At 64.7% G+C, this 16,331-nt stretch carries 18 protein-coding genes and 2 tRNA genes; 13 read left to right on the forward strand and 7 right to left on the reverse strand.

Features of this window, described 5'->3' with window-relative positions:
* Nucleotides 1-26 precede the first annotated feature (26 nt).
* Nucleotides 27-491, forward strand: coding sequence for an acyl-CoA thioesterase (locus tag CH266_RS18440; protein ID WP_045841282.1), 465 nt, complete (start codon nucleotides 27-29; stop codon nucleotides 489-491).
* Nucleotides 484-1,173: a hypothetical protein gene (locus CH266_RS18445; RefSeq protein WP_032368215.1), complete on the forward strand. Its 690-nt coding sequence runs from the start codon at nucleotides 484-486 to the stop codon at nucleotides 1,171-1,173. The genes CH266_RS18440 and CH266_RS18445 overlap by 8 nt, the downstream gene beginning before the upstream one ends.
* A 41-nt stretch (nucleotides 1,174-1,214) precedes the next feature.
* Here CH266_RS18445 and CH266_RS18450 read toward each other — a convergent pair whose 3' ends face one another.
* Nucleotides 1,215-2,822 (reverse strand): glycoside hydrolase family 13 protein, encoded by a 1,608-nt coding sequence (locus tag CH266_RS18450; RefSeq protein WP_441347062.1) that lies wholly within the window; start codon nucleotides 2,820-2,822, stop codon nucleotides 1,215-1,217.
* Nucleotides 2,823-3,011: 189 nt separating this feature from the next.
* On the opposite strand from CH266_RS18450, the gene CH266_RS18455 reads away from it, so the two are divergent.
* Nucleotides 3,012-3,473 (forward strand): cupin domain-containing protein, encoded by a 462-nt coding sequence (locus CH266_RS18455; RefSeq protein ID WP_032370207.1) that lies wholly within the window; start codon nucleotides 3,012-3,014, stop codon nucleotides 3,471-3,473.
* Between the two features lie 33 nt (nucleotides 3,474-3,506).
* Here CH266_RS18455 and CH266_RS18460 read toward each other — a convergent pair whose 3' ends face one another.
* Together CH266_RS18460 and CH266_RS18465 are read right to left on the reverse strand one after the other, a co-directional pair.
* Nucleotides 3,507-3,902, reverse strand: a complete 396-nt coding sequence (locus tag CH266_RS18460) for a globin (protein WP_027497590.1) — start codon at nucleotides 3,900-3,902, stop codon at nucleotides 3,507-3,509.
* A 50-nt stretch (nucleotides 3,903-3,952) separates the two neighbouring features.
* On the reverse strand, nucleotides 3,953-4,912 hold the full coding sequence (locus tag CH266_RS18465; RefSeq protein WP_045841372.1) for a mechanosensitive ion channel family protein: 960 nt from the start codon (nucleotides 4,910-4,912) through the stop codon (nucleotides 3,953-3,955).
* Nucleotides 4,913-5,143: 231 nt separating this feature from the next.
* Between CH266_RS18465 and CH266_RS18470 the strand changes: the two genes are divergently transcribed.
* From CH266_RS18470 to CH266_RS18480, 3 genes are all read left to right on the forward strand, one after another.
* Nucleotides 5,144-5,806 (forward strand): HNH endonuclease, encoded by a 663-nt coding sequence (locus CH266_RS18470; protein WP_174557300.1) that lies wholly within the window; start codon nucleotides 5,144-5,146, stop codon nucleotides 5,804-5,806.
* Nucleotides 5,807-5,887: 81 nt separating this feature from the next.
* Nucleotides 5,888-6,139 carry an aa3-type cytochrome oxidase subunit CtaJ gene (gene ctaJ / locus CH266_RS18475; protein ID WP_027497587.1) on the forward strand — a complete coding sequence of 84 codons (252 nt, stop codon included), beginning with the start codon at nucleotides 5,888-5,890 and terminating at the stop codon, nucleotides 6,137-6,139.
* On the forward strand, nucleotides 6,126-6,605 hold the full coding sequence (locus CH266_RS18480) for a DUF5130 family protein (RefSeq protein WP_032368213.1): 480 nt from the start codon (nucleotides 6,126-6,128) through the stop codon (nucleotides 6,603-6,605). Before ctaJ ends, CH266_RS18480 begins: the two co-directional genes overlap by 14 nt.
* Nucleotides 6,606-6,722: 117 nt before the next feature.
* Here the strand turns inward: CH266_RS18480 and pepN are convergent, their stop codons facing one another.
* Nucleotides 6,723-9,296: an aminopeptidase N gene (gene pepN, locus CH266_RS18485; RefSeq protein ID WP_045841279.1), complete on the reverse strand. Its 2,574-nt coding sequence runs from the start codon at nucleotides 9,294-9,296 to the stop codon at nucleotides 6,723-6,725.
* Between the two features lie 157 nt (nucleotides 9,297-9,453).
* Between pepN and CH266_RS18490 the strand changes: the two genes are divergently transcribed.
* Nucleotides 9,454-10,071, forward strand: a complete 618-nt coding sequence (locus CH266_RS18490) for a mycothiol-dependent nitroreductase Rv2466c family protein (protein WP_094715904.1) — start codon at nucleotides 9,454-9,456, stop codon at nucleotides 10,069-10,071.
* A gap of 97 nt (nucleotides 10,072-10,168) precedes the next feature.
* On the opposite strand, the gene CH266_RS18495 is transcribed toward CH266_RS18490, so the two are convergent.
* A complete protein-coding gene (locus CH266_RS18495; RefSeq protein WP_094716031.1) occupies nucleotides 10,169-10,828 on the reverse strand; it encodes a DUF429 domain-containing protein in 660 nt (219 codons plus the stop codon).
* Between the two features lie 19 nt (nucleotides 10,829-10,847).
* On the opposite strand from CH266_RS18495, the gene CH266_RS18500 reads away from it, so the two are divergent.
* The gene (locus CH266_RS18500) at nucleotides 10,848-11,327 is read left to right on the forward strand and encodes a ribose-5-phosphate isomerase (RefSeq protein WP_032374451.1); all 480 of its coding nucleotides are present in this window, start codon (nucleotides 10,848-10,850) and stop codon (nucleotides 11,325-11,327) included.
* Nucleotides 11,328-12,122 (forward strand): Fpg/Nei family DNA glycosylase, encoded by a 795-nt coding sequence (locus tag CH266_RS18505; protein ID WP_032368209.1) that lies wholly within the window; start codon nucleotides 11,328-11,330, stop codon nucleotides 12,120-12,122.
* 11 nt (nucleotides 12,123-12,133) lie between these two features.
* On the opposite strand, the gene CH266_RS18510 is transcribed toward CH266_RS18505, so the two are convergent.
* Nucleotides 12,134-12,928 (reverse strand): hypothetical protein, encoded by a 795-nt coding sequence (locus tag CH266_RS18510; protein WP_027497580.1) that lies wholly within the window; start codon nucleotides 12,926-12,928, stop codon nucleotides 12,134-12,136.
* A gap of 110 nt (nucleotides 12,929-13,038) precedes the next feature.
* Nucleotides 13,039-13,112, reverse strand: a tRNA-Gly gene (locus CH266_RS18515).
* Nucleotides 13,113-13,282: 170 nt separating this feature from the next.
* Here CH266_RS18515 and CH266_RS18520 point away from each other — a divergent pair.
* The 4 genes from CH266_RS18520 (at nucleotide 13,283) to CH266_RS18535 (ending at nucleotide 16,260) form a co-directional block, all read left to right on the forward strand.
* Nucleotides 13,283-13,356 (forward strand) — tRNA-Pro (locus tag CH266_RS18520).
* A gap of 101 nt (nucleotides 13,357-13,457) precedes the next feature.
* Nucleotides 13,458-14,837, forward strand: coding sequence for a trigger factor (gene tig / locus CH266_RS18525; RefSeq protein WP_032368208.1), 1,380 nt, complete (start codon nucleotides 13,458-13,460; stop codon nucleotides 14,835-14,837).
* A gap of 83 nt (nucleotides 14,838-14,920) precedes the next feature.
* On the forward strand, nucleotides 14,921-15,571 hold the full coding sequence (locus CH266_RS18530) for an ATP-dependent Clp protease proteolytic subunit (protein ID WP_094715905.1): 651 nt from the start codon (nucleotides 14,921-14,923) through the stop codon (nucleotides 15,569-15,571).
* Between the two features lie 47 nt (nucleotides 15,572-15,618).
* Nucleotides 15,619-16,260 carry an ATP-dependent Clp protease proteolytic subunit gene (locus CH266_RS18535; RefSeq protein WP_008715342.1) on the forward strand — a complete coding sequence of 214 codons (642 nt, stop codon included), beginning with the start codon at nucleotides 15,619-15,621 and terminating at the stop codon, nucleotides 16,258-16,260.
* Nucleotides 16,261-16,331: the final 71 nt, after the last annotated feature.

Consider the following 16,331-nt stretch of genomic DNA (forward strand, 5'->3'; position numbering starts at 1 on the left):
TTCGATCGAGAAGAGGTAGTAAGCGCGTGAGTGTGCCCGACGACCATCTGTCCGACAAGCGACCCGCCACCGAGCGGGTGGGCTTTCACGCCGCTGTGGATGTGCGGTGGTCGGATATGGATGTGTATCAACACATCAACCACGCGCGAATGGTGACGTTGCTCGAAGAGGCGCGGATCCCGTGGCTGCTGGTGGACGGCAGGCCGACTGCGAATCTGCGTCACGGTGCCGTCATTGCCGATCTGCACGTGAAGTATCGCGGGCAGCTGCGACACGAGGACGGACCCCTCGACGTCTTCATGTGGATCGATGCGGTCCGCGCGGTGGACTTCGTCGTGGGGTACGAGGTGCGGGCACGCGGGGCGTCGCTGGATACGCCGGCAGCGGTGGTGGCGTCGACGCAGATCGCGGCGTTCGACATCGATGCGCAGCGACTGCGCCGGCTCACTCCCGCCGAGCGCGAGTTCCTGGTGAGTTGGCAGCGTGTATGAGCGCGTTCTGACCGTTCCCGATGCGGTCGAGCGGGAGAACCTCCAGACGTTCTGCAGCAGGGCATTGCGCTTGGACGAGGCTGCTGTCGTTCGGTTGCGCACTCGGGCCGGCGGGGGCGTGTCGTGTTGGGCGGCAACCGGTTTCGATGCGCTCGCCGCGCGGGTGATTGCGGGAACCATCGTGCCCGACGACACCAGTGCGGGTGCCGATGTGTTGGTGTCCGCTCTGCAGAACGCGGACGACGGCGTGATCGACCCGGGTTTCTCGATGGACTCCGCCTGGCGTGGCACCCTTCCTCCCGACGGCGGATTCGAGCATCTCGACGACGTCCCCGCGCGGGTGCTCATCGGACTCGCACAGCGCGGTGCCGCACTGGCGAAGGAACACGGCAGCAGTCACGGGCCGCCGAGCTCGTTGCTCGAACAGCAGGTGTTGCACGTGACCGGTGACGGCGACGACGTCTCGGTCACCATGCGCACCGTATTCGGGTTGACCGCAATGGGTTTCGTGCCGCACGACGGTAACGATCCGTTGACGATCGACGTCGACCCGGAGAGGATCGCCGCCGCAGAGGTGGTACGAGTACGCGCCACCAAGGTGTGGTTGCGCCTCGATGCCAGGTTCGGGTCGGTGTTCGTTCGCCGCCCGGGCCAACAGTTGTCGCTCACCGTCGAACGCTGAGCGTGGCCGGTCGGCCGGTTCGGACGAGCCGGCCGACCGGTTCAGACGAGCCAGGCGGCCGCGTTCGCGGGAAGCATCCCGTCGACCAGCGGAGTGCTGGCCAGCAACACCTCGCCGGGTGGGAGTGGGATCGACTCGTCGGAGGCGTTGAGGGCGCAGATCAAGCCCCCGCGGCGCCGGAAGGCCAGGCACCCGGGAGGGGCACCGTACCAATCGATGCCGCCGCCGGTGAACTCCGGCCGCAGGGTGCGCAATTCGAACGCCGTGCGGTACAGGCTGAGCATCGAATCGACCTCTTCGAGCTGCGCCTCGGCGGTCAGCCCCTTCCACTCCGGCGGCATCGGCAACCAGGTGCGATCGGTGGTGGAGAACCCGAACGGAGGGGCATCACCCTCCCACGGCATGGGGACTCGGCAGCCGTCGCGTCCGCGCTCGGTGTGCCCGGACCGCTCCCACACCGGGTCCTGCAGGGCGCTGTCGGGCAGCTGCACGTTCGGTAGCCCGAGCTCGGCACCGTTGTAGACGAAAATTGTTCCAGGAAGGGCCAATTCGACGAGAATTATGGCCCGGGCCCGGTGGTAGCCCAGGTCTCCGTCGCCGTATCTGGTGACCTCGCGTTCGACGTCGTGGTTCGACAGTGTCCACGTCGGGGTGCCGCCGACCAGTTCGACGGCCGCGAGCGAGTTGGAGATCGCATCGCGGATGGTCTCGGCGTCGAAATCGACACTGGCCAAGCGGAAGTTGAAGCCCAGGTGCAGCTCGTCGGGGCGGATGTATTCGGAGAACCGGACGTTGTCCTGGACCCAGATCTCGCCGACCGTCACCGCGTGGGGGTATTCGTTCATGACGGCTCTGATGCGGCGGTGCAGTTCGTGGACTCGGGGGTTGTTGAACCGGGGATCGTCGTCGTCGTTCTTCATCAGTGCGTTGAACTCGAGGCTCATGTCGGCCAGCTCGGCAGGTTTTGCCATGCCGTGGGCGACATCGAGTCGAAATCCGTCGACCCCTCGGTCCAGCCAGAACCGAAGGGTGCGCGCGAAGTCGTCGAAGACCTCGGGGTTGTCCCAGTTCAGATCCGGTTGTTCGGGCGCGAAGATGTGCAGGTACCACTGACCGGGGGAGCCGTCCTTCTCGTCGACTCGCGTCCAGGCGGGACCCCCGAAGATGCTCGGCCAGTTGTTCGGCGGCCGCGAACCGTCGTCGCCGAGCCCGTCTCGAAAGATGTAGCGCGCTCGCTCGGCGCTGCCACGAGGGGCGTTCAGAGCCGCCTGGAACCACCGGTGTTCGTTACTGGTGTGATTGGGCACCAGATCCATCGTGACCTTGATGTCGCGGGCGTGCGCCTCGTCGAGCAACGCGTCGAAGATCTCGAGACTGCCGAACATGGGGTCGATGTCGCGGGGGTCGGAAACGTCGTAGCCGTGATCGGCCATGGGCGACCGCGTGATCGGACCGATCCAGATGGCGTCTATACCGAGCAATTCGAGGTAGCCGAGCTTGTCTCTGATGCCGTCGAGATCACCGATTCCGTCACCGTTCGCATCTGCGAACGACCGGGGATAGATCTGGTAGAAGACGGCGTCCTGCCACCACGACAACTCGGTGCTTTCGATCGGATCGGTCACAACTGGCAATAGTGCCAAACGAATGGGCTGCGAACGATTCGAGGGCGCTGGGGTGCACCCGGCACCCTGCAATGGCGGTCGATCCGAAGGTAAAGGATTGTGCTCATTCACATGACCGACACGTATCCGCACGTTTGGAAAGTGTTGTATGTTCTGCAACGTAAAACGTGCAGCGGCCGGCGCCGCGCCCGACGGTGAGGACGCGACGACACCATGAGAACCTCGACCATAGAAGCCGTGCGGCTGGAAGATGTTTCGCTCTCCGACAGTCCCATCGAACCCACGTGGATCCTCGAAGGAAACCCGCGGGCTCGCGTCGCGGAGTGGTCCAGGAGTACCGACGGCACCACGACCACCAATGTGTGGGATTGCACGGCCGGACGCTTTCGGTGGTACTTCGCGGTCGACGAGATCGTCCACATCATGGACGGGTCGGTCGTGGTGTCCAGCGAAGATCACGCGCCCCGGACTCTGGTCGCCGGCGACGCGGCGTTGTTCCGCGCCGGCACATGGTCGGAATGGCGCGTCGACAACTACGTGCGTAAGCACGCCATCTTGCGGCAGCACCTGCCCGCGCCGCTGAGCTTCGTGCTCGGGGTAGCCGGCTCGCTCCGCCGCCGGCTCGGCCGCCTCAGAGGTGGCGCAGCGGGCCCGCGGCGAGGCGCATCGCTGTAGTTCGTGACGCTGTAGAACGTGACGCCGTAGCTCTCAGATTGCCGAGTTCATCATCGAATTGGCGGCCATTTCCATGTAGTCGACGAGTTGCGTTCGGTGCGCAGAATCCAGGACGGCCGGGTCGATCGAGGCGATCGCGATGTGCATGCATCGAAGCCAGGCGTCACGTTCGAGCGGCCCGATCCGGAACGGGTTGTGCCGCATCCGCAACCGTGGATGACCACGTTCGTCGGAGTACGTACGAGGCCCGCCCCAGTACTGCTCGAGGAACATTCGCATCCGCCGTTCGGCCGGAGCCAGGTCCTCCTCGGGATACAGGGGCCGCACGATCTCGTCCTTGGCCACTTCCTCGTAGAACTTCGCCGTGAGCAACCGGAACGTCTCCGCACCGCCGACCGCGTCGTAGAACGTCTGTTGCGGTTCGGTCATCACACTCTCTCTGTTCGTTCCTCGTCGGCGTCGGTCACGCTCATTGTCCCTCAGCTGCTGCTCTCGACTGCAACCCCACCCGGACGGCCCAGCGCATACGGGGCTTTGATACCGGCATCGTCGAACGACTGCAGGATGTCGCGGTGGAGGCGACGCTGCACTGCCCATTGGCGGCCGGGTCGGGTCTTGATCGTGATCCGGATGGTCACGGTATCGGCGCTGACGGCATTGACGCCGAGCATCTCCGGGGGTTCGAGGATGTCACTGTCGAAGTCGCCGGAGTCCACGACCTCGTTGGTGGTTCTCTCGGCCACCGCGCAGGCCTCGTCGATGTTGGCCGTGTGGGAGACGGGGAGGTCGAGGACAGCGACCGCGAACCCTTGGCTCATGTTGCCCACCCGCAGAACTTCACCGTTTCGGCAGTACCACACGGTGCCATTGACATCTCTGATCGTGGTGACGCGCAATCCCACGCTTTCGACCGTGCCGATCGCCTCACCGAGATCGACGACGTCGCCGACCCCGTACTGATCCTCGAGAAGCATGAAGATTCCGGACAGGAAGTCGCGGACGAGGTTCTGCGCACCGAAACCGAGGGCGACACCGACGATCCCCGCCGACGCGATGAACGGGGCGACGTTCACACCCACGACGTCGAGCACCGACAGCACGAACCAGGTCAGGATCATGACCGACACCGCAGATCGGAGCACCGAACCGATCGTGTTGGCCCGCTGTCTGCGCCGTTCGTTGAGTATCTCGCCCTTCACCGTTCCCGAGGACCGGTCGCGTAACGGCCGGAGAAGTGCAGGTGATCGGCCGGCGTCGTGTCGAGTGAAGCGGTCGATCATTCGGTGCAACACGAGCCTGAGCACGATCGCCAGAACCAGATAGCCGAGGATCTGCAACGGTCGGTCGACCAGCCAGTCGCGTCCGGTGTCGGTCAGTTCGAATGCTCGGGTGTCGAGCTCTCGCAGCAGCGAAGGTTCGGGTAACGGCGATACGGACAGAAGGGTTGATACAGCCACCCGAAAAGTCTACGGAGACACAGAAATCTTGCCAGTCACGCAGCGCATAGCGGTATCGATCCTCGAACTCGCTGATCGGAAACCGGAATGTTCACCGATCGGCAACAGAAAATGCGCAGAAAAAGGCTGTGCGCGGGCGGTGTATTCGTGTTCCACTGTGAACCGTGTTCCACGCAAGCCATGCGCGGGCGCCGACACTCCCTGGAGTAATGCATGAAGAACTCTCAACACCGCCACCGACAACTCCCGCCCACTGAGGGCCGCACCACGCACGACCAGCGTGAGACGGCCTCGGGGGCTTCTCCGCTGCGCGTGGTGCCGACGGCCCACAACGCCACGGGTGACGACGCCGTCCCGGCGTGGGTCAAGCGCCGTGTGCTGCTTCTCAACGCAACTTTCGAACCACTGACCGCGCTTCCGATGCGCCGGGCGGTGGTTCTTCTCGTTTGCGGCAAGGCCGACGTGATCCACGACGATCCGGAGGGGCCGTTCATCCGGTCGGCCGACTACTCCGTCCAGGTGCCGTCGGTGATTCGATTGCGGACATTCGTCCGAGTTCCCTATCGAGCGCGGGTGCCGATGACGCGCGCGGCACTGATGCATCGCGACAGATTCCGCTGCGCCTATTGCGGCAGCAAGGCCGAGACCGTCGATCACGTCGTGCCTCGTAGCCGCGGCGGCGGCCACTCGTGGGAGAACTGCGTGGCGTGCTGCGCCTCCTGCAATCACCGCAAGGCGGACAAGCTGCTCAGTGAGATCGGGTGGACGTTGCGAGCCCAGCTCGTGCCACCGAAGGGCCCGCACTGGCGTCTGCTGGCGACCACCAAGGAGTTGGACCCGAGCTGGTTGGCGTACCTCGGCGAAGGTGCTGCCTGACTGTCGGCCGTTGGCTCTTTTCGGTCACAACACCAGCCCCGACGTGGTCCGACGGGCAATTGTCGACTAACGTCACACCCCGTGAGCATTTTGGAGACCACGCTGATATTCGGGGTGATTCCGGTTGCGGTGATCGGAATCGTCGGCGCGCTGTCCTACTTGACCGACAAGCAGCCGGGGATGGACGTCGCTCCGTACCGGCTGACGGACGAGTGGACGCGCGAGCCATTGCTGTGGAGCGCTACGGACGAGGTGACTCCGTTCGGAGGCCACGGATCGCACGACGCGGACACAGCCGATTCGATCGGAGGTGCTGCAAGTGGCAAGTGGTGAACTGGTACGTGGCGGTGACATCCGAGAAGAGGACCTGCCGTTCGGGGCTGCGCTGACGGCGAGTGGTCGCGTATCGGTGGCACACGAGTTCGGCACGCCGAGCCCGGAGCACCTGCCTTTCGCGACTCAGGATCTGGTCGCGCTCGACGACGCACTGAGCGAGGCGACCCGGAAGACGAAGATTCGGTTCAACATCTACGTCGGTGACCTGGGAGTCGATCCGGCTGCGGGAGCGGATTCGGTCTTCCCCGGCACCCCCGATGCGATTCGTTCGGTTCTGATCGCTGTCGACCCCAACCGGCACGCGCTCGAGATCCGCACCGGAAAGCGGGTCTCGAACCGTGCTACCGATCGGGTTGCTCAGCTCGGCGTCACCGCTGCGCTCGGCCCGTTCCGCGACGGCAACCTCATCGACGGTCTCGTGACCTCGGTCCGCGTGATGGCAGCATCCATCCTCGCGCCGTAGCTCGTCGCGCTCCATCCCCGTAGTTCTCGGCCGGCGGTCCCGGCGACGACGAGGGCCGGTTGCATCTCACCTTCGCGGGTGAGACGCAACCGGCCCTCGTCGTATGTGTACCTGCGATCAGCCGGCGTCGTATGCCCGGGCCGCGAGTGCCCGAACGACTCCGGCGCGGCCTTCGATCACCAGTCGGCGCAGAGCGGGTGGAAGATCGCCATCGAGGAACCTGTCGGCTGCGGCCAACGACTGCTCGCTGATCGACCACGATGGGTAGAGGCCCACCACGACGGTCTGTGCGACTTCACTCGATCGACGAGCCCACACGCCGTCGATCGCCTCGAAGTAGCGGTCGACGTACGGCTCGAGCAGTTCGCCCTGGCCGGGGCCCGCGAAACCACCGATGATCGACCGCGCCGTGATGTTCGGAACCGCGTCGTCGTCGACGACGGTCGTCCATGCCCGCTCCTTCACCTCGGCACTCGGACGCGCAGCTCGTGCAGCGGCAGCCGACCGCGCTCCGGCGGCGGTGTTGTCCTTCTCGGCTTCGGCGTCGATGACCGGCGAATCGAGCCCGTCGGCATCGATGGCTCCGGCCGCCGCAAGGGCGGTGACGATGCGCCACCGCAGATCCGTATCGATGTCGAGTCCGGCCAGGGACTGCCCCTGGGCGTCACCGTCCAGGAGAGCGCGCAATACCTCGACATGGCGCTCGCTGAGTTCGGTACCGGTCAGAGCATTGACGAACGCCAACTGGTGATCCGAGCCCGACTCGGCACCGCGGGCCAGCTCGAGCACTGCGTCGGCGAACTCCGGGACTCCGTGTTCTGCCGCCCACGCCGGATCGGCGTAGCTGGTGACAGCCGTCTGCGCCTGGAGCAGAAGACGTTGCACCACACCCACTTCGGTCTCGCTACCGATTCCGCGCTGGACCAGAGCCACGAAGTCGCGTGCCTTCATCTCGGCGGACCGAGTCATTTCCCATGCGGCCGACCAGGCGAGAGTGCGGGGGAGCGACTCGGCGATGTCGCCGATCCGATCGACGAGAACACCGAGCGAATCCGGATCGAGCCGCACTGCGCAATACGTCAGGTCGTCGTCGTTGACCAGCACGAGCTTGCCGCGCGATACACCTACGAGCGCTTCGACATTCGTCGATTCGGCAGCATCGAGGTCCAGCTCGACGCGGTCGGTACGCACCAACTTGCCGTCGACGTCGTCGTAGATGCCGATTGCGATGCGGTGTACGCGATGCTCGCCCGCGCCCGGTGCTGCGCCGGTCTGCGACACTGCGAACCGGGTGAACCTGCCCTCCGAGTCGACGTCGAAATCGGGGCTCAGAGTATTCAGGCCGGTGGTCCGCAGCCACTGCGCACCCCAATCGGAGAGATCGCGACCCGATGACTTCTCCAGTGCCGCAAGCAGATCCGAGAACGTTGCGTTGGCGAAGGCGTGATCGACGAAGTAGGCCCGCAACCCGGCCAGGAAGTCTTCCTTACCGACGTACGCAACCAGCTGCTTGAGCACGCTGGCACCCTTGGCGTACGTGATGCCGTCGAAGTTGACCTCCACGGCGGCCAGATCGGGGATGTCCGCGGCGATGGGGTGCGTCGAGGGCAGCTGGTCCTGTCGGTATGCCCAGGCCTTCTCGACGTTGGCGAACGTCGTCCACGCGTTGGTGTACTCGGTCGCCTCGGACTGGCACAACACGGAGGCGAACGTCGCGAACGACTCGTTGAGCCACAGGTCGTCCCACCACGTCATCGTCACCAGATCGCCGAACCACATGTGCGCCATCTCGTGCAGCACGGTCTCGGCGCGTCGCTCGTAGGAGTACCGCGTCACCTTGGACCGGAAGACGTAATCCTCGAGGAACGTGACGGCCCCGGCGTTCTCCATGGCTCCGGCGTTGAATTCGGGCACGAACAGCTGGTCGTACTTGCCGAACGCATACGGGGTGCCGAAGTTCTCGTGGTAGAAACCGAAACCCTGCTTCGTCTCGGTGAACAGTCGCTCGGCATCCATGTGTTCGGCAAGCGATGCGCGGCAGTAGATTCCGAGAGGGATGGTGCCGTGATCGTCGGTGTACGAATCGGTCCACTCGGCGTAGGGACCGGCGATCAGAGCAACCAGGTATGTGCTCATCAGCGGAGTCGTATCGAACACGTGCTCACCTGCGGCCGGCTCGGCGCCGTGCGCTGCGTTGGAGATGACGGTCCAGCTCTCGGGAGCGGTGACCTTCAGATCGAACGTGGCCTTGAGATCGGGTTGATCGAAGCACGCGAACATGCGCTTGGCGTCCGCAGTCTCGAACTGCGAGTACAGGTACACCGAACCGTCCGACGGATCGACGAAACGGTGCAGGCCTTCGCCGGTGTGCGAGTAGACGCAGTCGGCATCGACCACGAGCTCGTTGTGTTCGGCGAGATCGACCAGAGCCAGCCCCGTCGACTCGTCGTAGTTCGTCGTGTCGAGCGCTGTGCCGTTGAGCGTCGCCGACCGGATGGTGCCTGCGACGATGTCCACGAAAGTCGACGCTCCGGCGGTCGCGGCGAACGTGATGGTGGTGAGCGAGCGGAACGTCTTCTCGCCGGGATTGCCCTCGCCGTCGGTGAGATCGAGAACGATCGCGTACTTCGTTTCCCCGATGATCGCCGAGCGCTCGGAGGCTTGGTCACGCGTCAGGTTGGGAGCAACCACTTCAGTCGACACCTCTTCGTGTAGTTATGGGTAGTGCCGTCCATCCCATCACGTCCGCCGTGTCGCGCGCTGGCTGACGGGTCGCGTGGAATGTCCGCGCGGTGGCCGGGTGTTACGACATGAAGAGACAGCGACATCGACTTTCGAGGAGCAGACAGTGGCCGGTTCAGGACAGAAAGACACCGCTGATTTTTGGTTCGACCCGCTGTGCCCATGGTGCTGGATCACCTCACGTTGGATTCTCGAGGTCCAGCAGGTGCGCGACATAGACGTCAATTTCCACGTCATGAGCTTGGCCGTCCTCAACGAGGGCCGCGACCTGCCCGAGGAGTACGCCGCGATGATGAAGAAGGCGTGGGGTCCGGTGCGGGTGGCGATCGCCGCGGCGAAGAGCAACGGCGACGAGATCCTCGCGCCGCTGTACGCGGCCATGGGCACGCGAATTCACAACGAGGGCAACAAGGATTTCGACGTCGTCATTCGGGAGTCCTTGGCCGAACTCGACTTGCCCGCCGATCTCGCCTCGGCAGCCGAGAACACCGATTACGACGAGGACCTGCGCACCAGCCACCACGCAGGAATGGACAAGGTCGGCCCCGATGTGGGCACTCCCACCATTCACGTCAACGGCGTGGCGTTCTTCGGCCCTGTGCTCTCGCGGATTCCACGCGGTGAAGAGGCAGGAAAGTTGTGGGACGCGTCGGTGATCTTCGCGGCGTACCCGCACTTCTACGAGCTCAAGCGCACCCGCAACGAGGACCCGCAGTTCGACTGATCGCGAGACCCTCGTGCGTGGAAACTCGTAGCAGGAGCCGAACTTTCACGCACGAGGGGCCAGTTCGCGCACGGGGGGCTGGTTCACGCACGGAGGATTAGGCGACGATTCGATCCGAGCCGCTGTCGGTGCCGAACGTCAGATGCTCGCCCAGGTGGAAGCGCCTGGCCGACCACGCCGCTGCGGCCGCATCGAGGACGTCGTCGACGAGCGGCCCGTTCGGCAGGTCGTTCAGATCGAGATCCCCGGTCCATCGGGTCAGTGCGGCCAACCGTTGCCCGACGCCTCGGCCGGTCTTCTTCGATGCGTAGACCGTGGTCGGCGACATCGCCCTGAACGAGCATTCGGGATGCACTTCGACGTACCGTTCCGGATCGAAGTCCGAATCTCGCCACGCCCGGACCGCGGGCAAGATGTGCCACGTTTGTTTACTGATTGCCTTGCCGGTCTTCGACCGCGAGATCGAGCACGCCTGTTCGTACGACACCGCGCCCAGAACATCCGCGACCGGGGTGTGAAAGATCGAACTGCGCGCCGTCCCCAGGAACTTCTTCGCCTCCAGTTCGCTGACGCGATAACCGTCCACGGGTAGCGACAGCGGCATGTCGACGCCCACTCGCGCGCAGTCTCGGGTGTGCTCCAACACGTCGGAGACGGAGGAGCAGGCCGTCCACGTCACTCTCGTGCCGTCGAACAATGCGACCACCCACGCACCCTTCGCGCCGTCGACACCGGCGAATTTCTCGGCTCGTGACATCACCTGTCAGACTCTAGGCATGCGCGTATACCTGGGTGCCGACCACGCCGGCCTCGAGTTCAAGAATCAGATCATCGAACACCTGACGGCAACCGGGCACGAGCCCGTCGACTGCGGTGCGTTCGACTACGACCCGGTCGACGACTACCCGGCCTTCTGCATCGACGCAGCACGTCGCGTCGTCGCCGATCCGGGCAGTCGCGGCCTCGTGCTCGGCGGATCCGGAAACGGCGAGCAGATCGCCGCGAACAAGGTGCCGGGCGCACGCTGTGCCCTCGCGTGGAGCGTCGAGACGGCAAAGTTGGCTCGCGAACACAACGATGCGCAGCTCATCGGCATCGGCGGCCGCATGCACACGTTGCCCGAAGCACTTGCCATCGTCGACGCGTTCCTCGGCACCCCGTTCTCGGGCGAGGAGCGCCACCAGCGTCGCATCGACATCCTGTCCGAGTACGAGCGCAGCGGCGAAGCACCCGAGGTTCCGGGAAAGCCCGAGTAAGTGCCCGAAGGGCATACCCTGCACCGACTCGCTCGGTTGCATCAACGTCGGTTCGGCGGGGCACCGGTGGAGGCGAGCAGTCCCCAGGGACGGTTCGTTTCCGGTGCCGCGCTGATCGACGGCCTCGTCCTCGAGAAGGCCGAGGCGTGGGGCAAGCATCTGCTGCACCGCTACGAATCCGACCTGATCGTGCACATTCACCTCGGCCTGTACGGAAAGTTCACCGAACACGCTGTGCCACTGGACGATCCGGTGGGTGCGGTGCGTCTGCGCATCGTGGGGGAGAAGTACGGTGCCGACCTCCGCGGCCCCACGGCCTGCGAGATCTACACCGAGCAGCAGGTCGACGCCCTCCTGGCGCGTCTGGGGCCGGACCCGCTCCGCAAGGACGCCGACCCGGATGCGGCCTGGGCACGAATATCCAAGTCACGCACGGCCATCGGCACGTTGCTGATGGATCAGAAGGTGCTCGCCGGCGTCGGCAACGTCTACCGCGCCGAGATCCTCTTCCGGCACGAGATCAACCCGATGCGGCCCGGAAAGGACCTCGACCGAGCCGAGTGGGACGCCATCTGGCTCGATCTCGTGGACCTCATGGCCATCGGTGTCCGACGCGGTCGCATCATCACCATCCGGCCCGAGGACGATCACGGCGACACCTACGGTGCCCGCCGACCGCGTTCGTACGTCTACCGCAGGGAAGGCCTCCCGTGCCGCGTGTGCGGAGCCGAGATCCTGCACTCGACGATGCAGGCGCGAAACCTGTTCTGGTGCCCCGTCTGTCAGGCGACGTAAGGGCGGGCGAGCTAGAACCCGCCGAAATCCCCTCCGCCTCCGCCGCCGTCGAAGAAGCCACCGCCGTCTCCGCTGTCGAAGAAGCCGCCGCCGTCACCGCCGTCGTTACCTGCTCCGGCGTCGCCACCGTCGTAATTGTCACCAGCACCCCCGTCGGAACCGTCCGCACCCAGGTCGCCACCCGCTGCGGTCTCGTCCGGAACCCCGGCCATGCCGGAGAACATCGCCGAGAACAGGAACATCGAGCCCATTCCCCATGCGCCGGCGACCAAGGCCGGACGCCACCACGGCTCGGAGTACCAGCCTGCGGGGACGGGTCGGCCCGCCACTCGTCCGCCGGGGTAGTAGTTCGGGGTCCGGTCCGACGGGTCCGGTGAGGCCGCGATCTCTCGACCCTCGAAGTCGACCTTGCGTTCCTCGGTGACACGGCCTGCCTGCTGTTGGCCGTCGATGCCCTGCACCTCGGGGCCCGGGTCCATGCCCATCGCCAGGCGCGCTGCGCGAATGTAATAGAGCCCTTCCAACGCGGTCTGCTTGGCCAGCCTCGCCTGTTCGACGGTTGTCGCCTGGTCGATTTGCGAGCCTGCTGCGATATTGCGCTCGGATGCGTCGGCCAGGGCCTGCTTGGATGCGGTGTCGGAGCCCACGAGGTTGTAGACCTGGCCGCCGAGCCGTTCGATCGACTGGCGGGCGTCGGCCTTCGCATCGGCCAGTGCGGTGGCCGCGGCTGCGGCGGAGTTCTTCTTGCTGCGCAGCACCAGCAGTGCCACTACGGCCACGATGATGACGATCAGGACGATTTCAATTCTGAGCCTTCCATCGGCGATACATGTCCAGTTCGTCCGATTCACTCGAACACTGTCGACGATACGCGGACACGAAAAAGCCCCGCACTCGTGAAGTGCGGGGCTTTCGATGGAGCCGATGACGAGAATCGAACTCGCGTAGCCTGTTTGGAAGACAGGGGCTCTACCATTGAGCTACATCGGCGTGCAAACAACAGTCGTGGGATCGCCAGTTCCGTCGCCTGCGTTTCAAGACTGTACCCAAAGCGGTTGCCGGATTCCAAACCGGCCCGTCGAGCCCGGTCTCACGGAACGTCATGGGTGGGGCGCCCATGAGGGGCTACTATCGGTTGCTGTTCAATGGTGTCCGTACGACGGGGTGTGGCGCAGCTTGGTAGCGCATCCGCTTTGGGAGCGGAGGGTCGCAGGTTCAATTCCTGTCACCCCGACAAATGAGAGCCGCGGGCACGGCTCACCGTGCTCGTGGCGAGCGGAAGACAGCAAGCCAGAACTGCCAGCAAGCAAGAATCACCACAAAGGAGCATGTCCCGTGAAGAGCACCGTCGAGCAGCTGAGCCCGACGCGAGTCCGTATCAACGTTGAGGTGCCCTTCGAGGAGCTCAAGCCTGATTTCGACCGCGCGTACAAGGCTTTGGCTCAGCAGATCCGCCTCCCCGGATTCCGTCCCGGCAAGGCTCCGGCCAAGTTGCTCGAGGCGCGAGTCGGCCGTGGTGCAGTACTCGAGCAGGTCGTCAACGACGCTCTTCCCTCTCGCTACTCCGAGGCCGTGACCAACGAGAAGGTCAAGGTCATCGGCCAGCCCGAGATCGAGATCACCAAGATCGAAGACGGCACCGAGCTCACGTTCACCGCCGAGGTCGACGTGCGTCCCGAGATCGAGCTGCCGGATTACTCGACCATCAGCGTCGTAGTCGATCCGCTCGAGATCAAGGACGAAGCCGTCGACGAGCAGCTGCAGTCGCTCCGTCAGCGTTTCGGAACCCTCACCGGTGTCGATCGCCCGGTTCAGTCCGGCGACTTCGTGTCCATCGATCTCTCTGCCACGGTCGACGGCGAGAACGTCGAAGAGGCCACCGCGAGCGGACTGTCCCACGAGGTCGGCTCCGGTCAGCTCATCGAGGGCCTCGACGACGCGATCATCGGCGTCTCGGCCGGCGAGTCGAAGGAGTTCACCTCCACGCTCGTTGCCGGTGAGTACGCGGGCAAGGAAGCCGTCGTCACGGTCAAGGTCGTCTCCGTCAAGGAGCGCGAGCTGCCCGAGGCCGACGACGAGTTCGCCCAGCTCGCCAGCGAGTTCGACACGTTCGACGAGCTGCTCGCAGACCTGAAGACGCGCGTCGAGCGAGTCGCGAAGGTCGAGCAGGCCGGTCAGATCCGCGACAAGGTGCTCGAGACGCTGCTCGAGACCCTCGAGATTCCGGCTCCCGAGGCCGTCGTCAAGGCCGAGGTCGATTCCCAGGTGCACGAGGCCATCCACGGCCTCGATCACAACGAGGAAGCGCTCGCCGAGTTGCTCGAGTCGCAGGGTTCGAGCCGCGAGGAGTTCGACAAGGACGTCAAGGAGGGTGCCGAGAAGTCGGTGCGCACCCAGCTCCTCCTCGACGCCATCGCCGAGGCAGAGAACACTCAGGTCGGTCAGGACGAGCTGACCGAGCGGATCATCTTCCAGGCCCAGCGCTACGGCATGCCGCCCGAGCAGTTCATCCAGCAGGTGCAGCAGGCCAACCAGCTCGGTGCCGTGTTCGCCGATGTCAAGCGCGGCAAGGCGCTTGCCTCGGTCGTCGAGCGCGTCACCGTGACCGACACCAACGGTGCCAGCGTCGACACCGCCGAGCTGTTCGGCAGCCCCGCCGATGCTCCCGACGAGGTCGAAGCAGCTGATTCTTCCGAGGGCGAACAAGAGAAGTAACGCTCACAGCGAACGACGGCGGTTCCGGGACTCCGGAGCCGCCGTCTTTCGTTAGTGTCTGTGTCAGGAACCAACGATTTGTTATGGAAAAGGCAGGTACCGTGACTGTTCAGAATCCGGCGGCTTCGCACGAGCAGAGTCCCGTCATGACTTCGGCCGCAGCAGGGCTGAATCTCAGCGACTCCGTGTACGAGCGTCTGCTTCAAAACCGCATCATTTTCCTCGGTACCCAGGTCGACGACGACATCGCCAACAAGTTGTGCGCGCAGATCCTGCTCCTGTCGGCCGAGGACCCCACCCGCGACATCTCGCTGTACATCAACTCGCCCGGTGGCTCGGTCACCGCAGGTATGGCGATCTTCGACACCATGGAATTCGCCGAGTGCGATATCGCCACCTACGGGATGGGCCTGGCTGCCTCGATGGGCCAGTTCCTGCTCTCGGCCGGCGCGAAGGGCAAGCGGTACGCCCTGCCGCACGCGCGCATCATGATGCATCAGCCTTCGGCCGGTATCGGCGGCAGCGCTTCGGACATCGCGATCATGGCCGAGCAGTTCGCGCACACCAAGCGTGAGATGGCCGAGCTCATCGCTCATCACACCGGCCAGACCGTCGAGCAGATCACCGAGGATTCCGACCGTGACCGGTGGTTCACGGCACAGGCGGCCAAGGAATACGGGTTCGTGGATCACGTCGTCAGCCGCGCGCGGCAGGCCGGCGGAGTCGGCGAGTAATTCGGCCGCTACCGGCGACCCTCGATCACTCACATCTTGGAGAAACGATGACAAACCTGTTCGATCCCAACCAGTTGCCGTCCTCGCGGTACATCCTTCCGTCCTTCGTCGAGCACTCGAGCTACGGCGTCAAGGAGTCGAACCCGTACAACAAGCTGTTCGAGGAGCGCATCATCTTCCTCGGCGTCCAGGTCGACGATGCGTCTGCCAACGACGTCATGGCACAGCTGCTGGTGCTCGAGGGCCTCGACCCCGACCGTGACATCACGATGTACATCAACTCGCCCGGTGGCTCGTTCACCTCGTTGATGGCCATCTACGACACGATGCAGTACGTCCGCGCCGACGTGGCGACAGTGTGCCTAGGCCAGGCGGCTTCGGCTGCCGCGGTACTGCTCGCAGCCGGTACCCCCGGCAAGCGCGCGGCTCTGCCGAACGCACGAGTGCTGATTCACCAGCCCTCGAGCGGCGGAATCCAGGGCCAGGTCTCGGACCTCGAGATCCAGGCCGCCGAGATCGAACGTATGCGTCGACTCATGGAGACCACCCTCGGCCGCCACACCGGCAAGGATCCCGACGTGATCCGCAAGGACACCGATCGCGACAAGATCCTCACCGCCGAGCAGGCCAAGGACTACGGCATCATCGACACCGTGTTCGAGTACCGCAAGCTCTCGGCTCAGAAGTAGCACGCAAGTACCACCGGTCGGATCGCCTCGCGGTCCGGCAGACGATCGGACGCCGGGCACGAGTGGACAAC

This window comes from Rhodococcus sp. 06-1474-1B (assembly GCF_002258885.1).
GTDB lineage: Bacteria > Actinomycetota > Actinomycetes > Mycobacteriales > Mycobacteriaceae > Rhodococcoides > Rhodococcoides fascians.

Excerpts from the sequence above, each read along its gene's own strand:
- CH266_RS18500 (WP_032374451.1), top strand. The coding sequence starts at position 10,848 with ATGCGCGTATACCTGGGTGCCGACCACGCCGGCCTCGAGTTCAAGAAT.
- CH266_RS18470 (WP_174557300.1), top strand. The coding sequence starts at position 5,144 with ATGAAGAACTCTCAACACCGCCACCGACAACTCCCGCCCACTGAGGGC.
- CH266_RS18535 (WP_008715342.1), top strand. The coding sequence starts at position 15,619 with ATGACAAACCTGTTCGATCCCAACCAGTTGCCGTCCTCGCGGTACATC.
- CH266_RS18495 (WP_094716031.1), bottom strand. The coding sequence starts at position 10,828 with ATGTCACGAGCCGAGAAATTCGCCGGTGTCGACGGCGCGAAGGGTGCG.
- CH266_RS18455 (WP_032370207.1), top strand. The coding sequence starts at position 3,012 with ATGAGAACCTCGACCATAGAAGCCGTGCGGCTGGAAGATGTTTCGCTC.
- CH266_RS18460 (WP_027497590.1), bottom strand. The coding sequence starts at position 3,902 with ATGACCGAACCGCAACAGACGTTCTACGACGCGGTCGGCGGTGCGGAG.
- CH266_RS18530 (WP_094715905.1), top strand. The coding sequence starts at position 14,921 with ATGGAAAAGGCAGGTACCGTGACTGTTCAGAATCCGGCGGCTTCGCAC.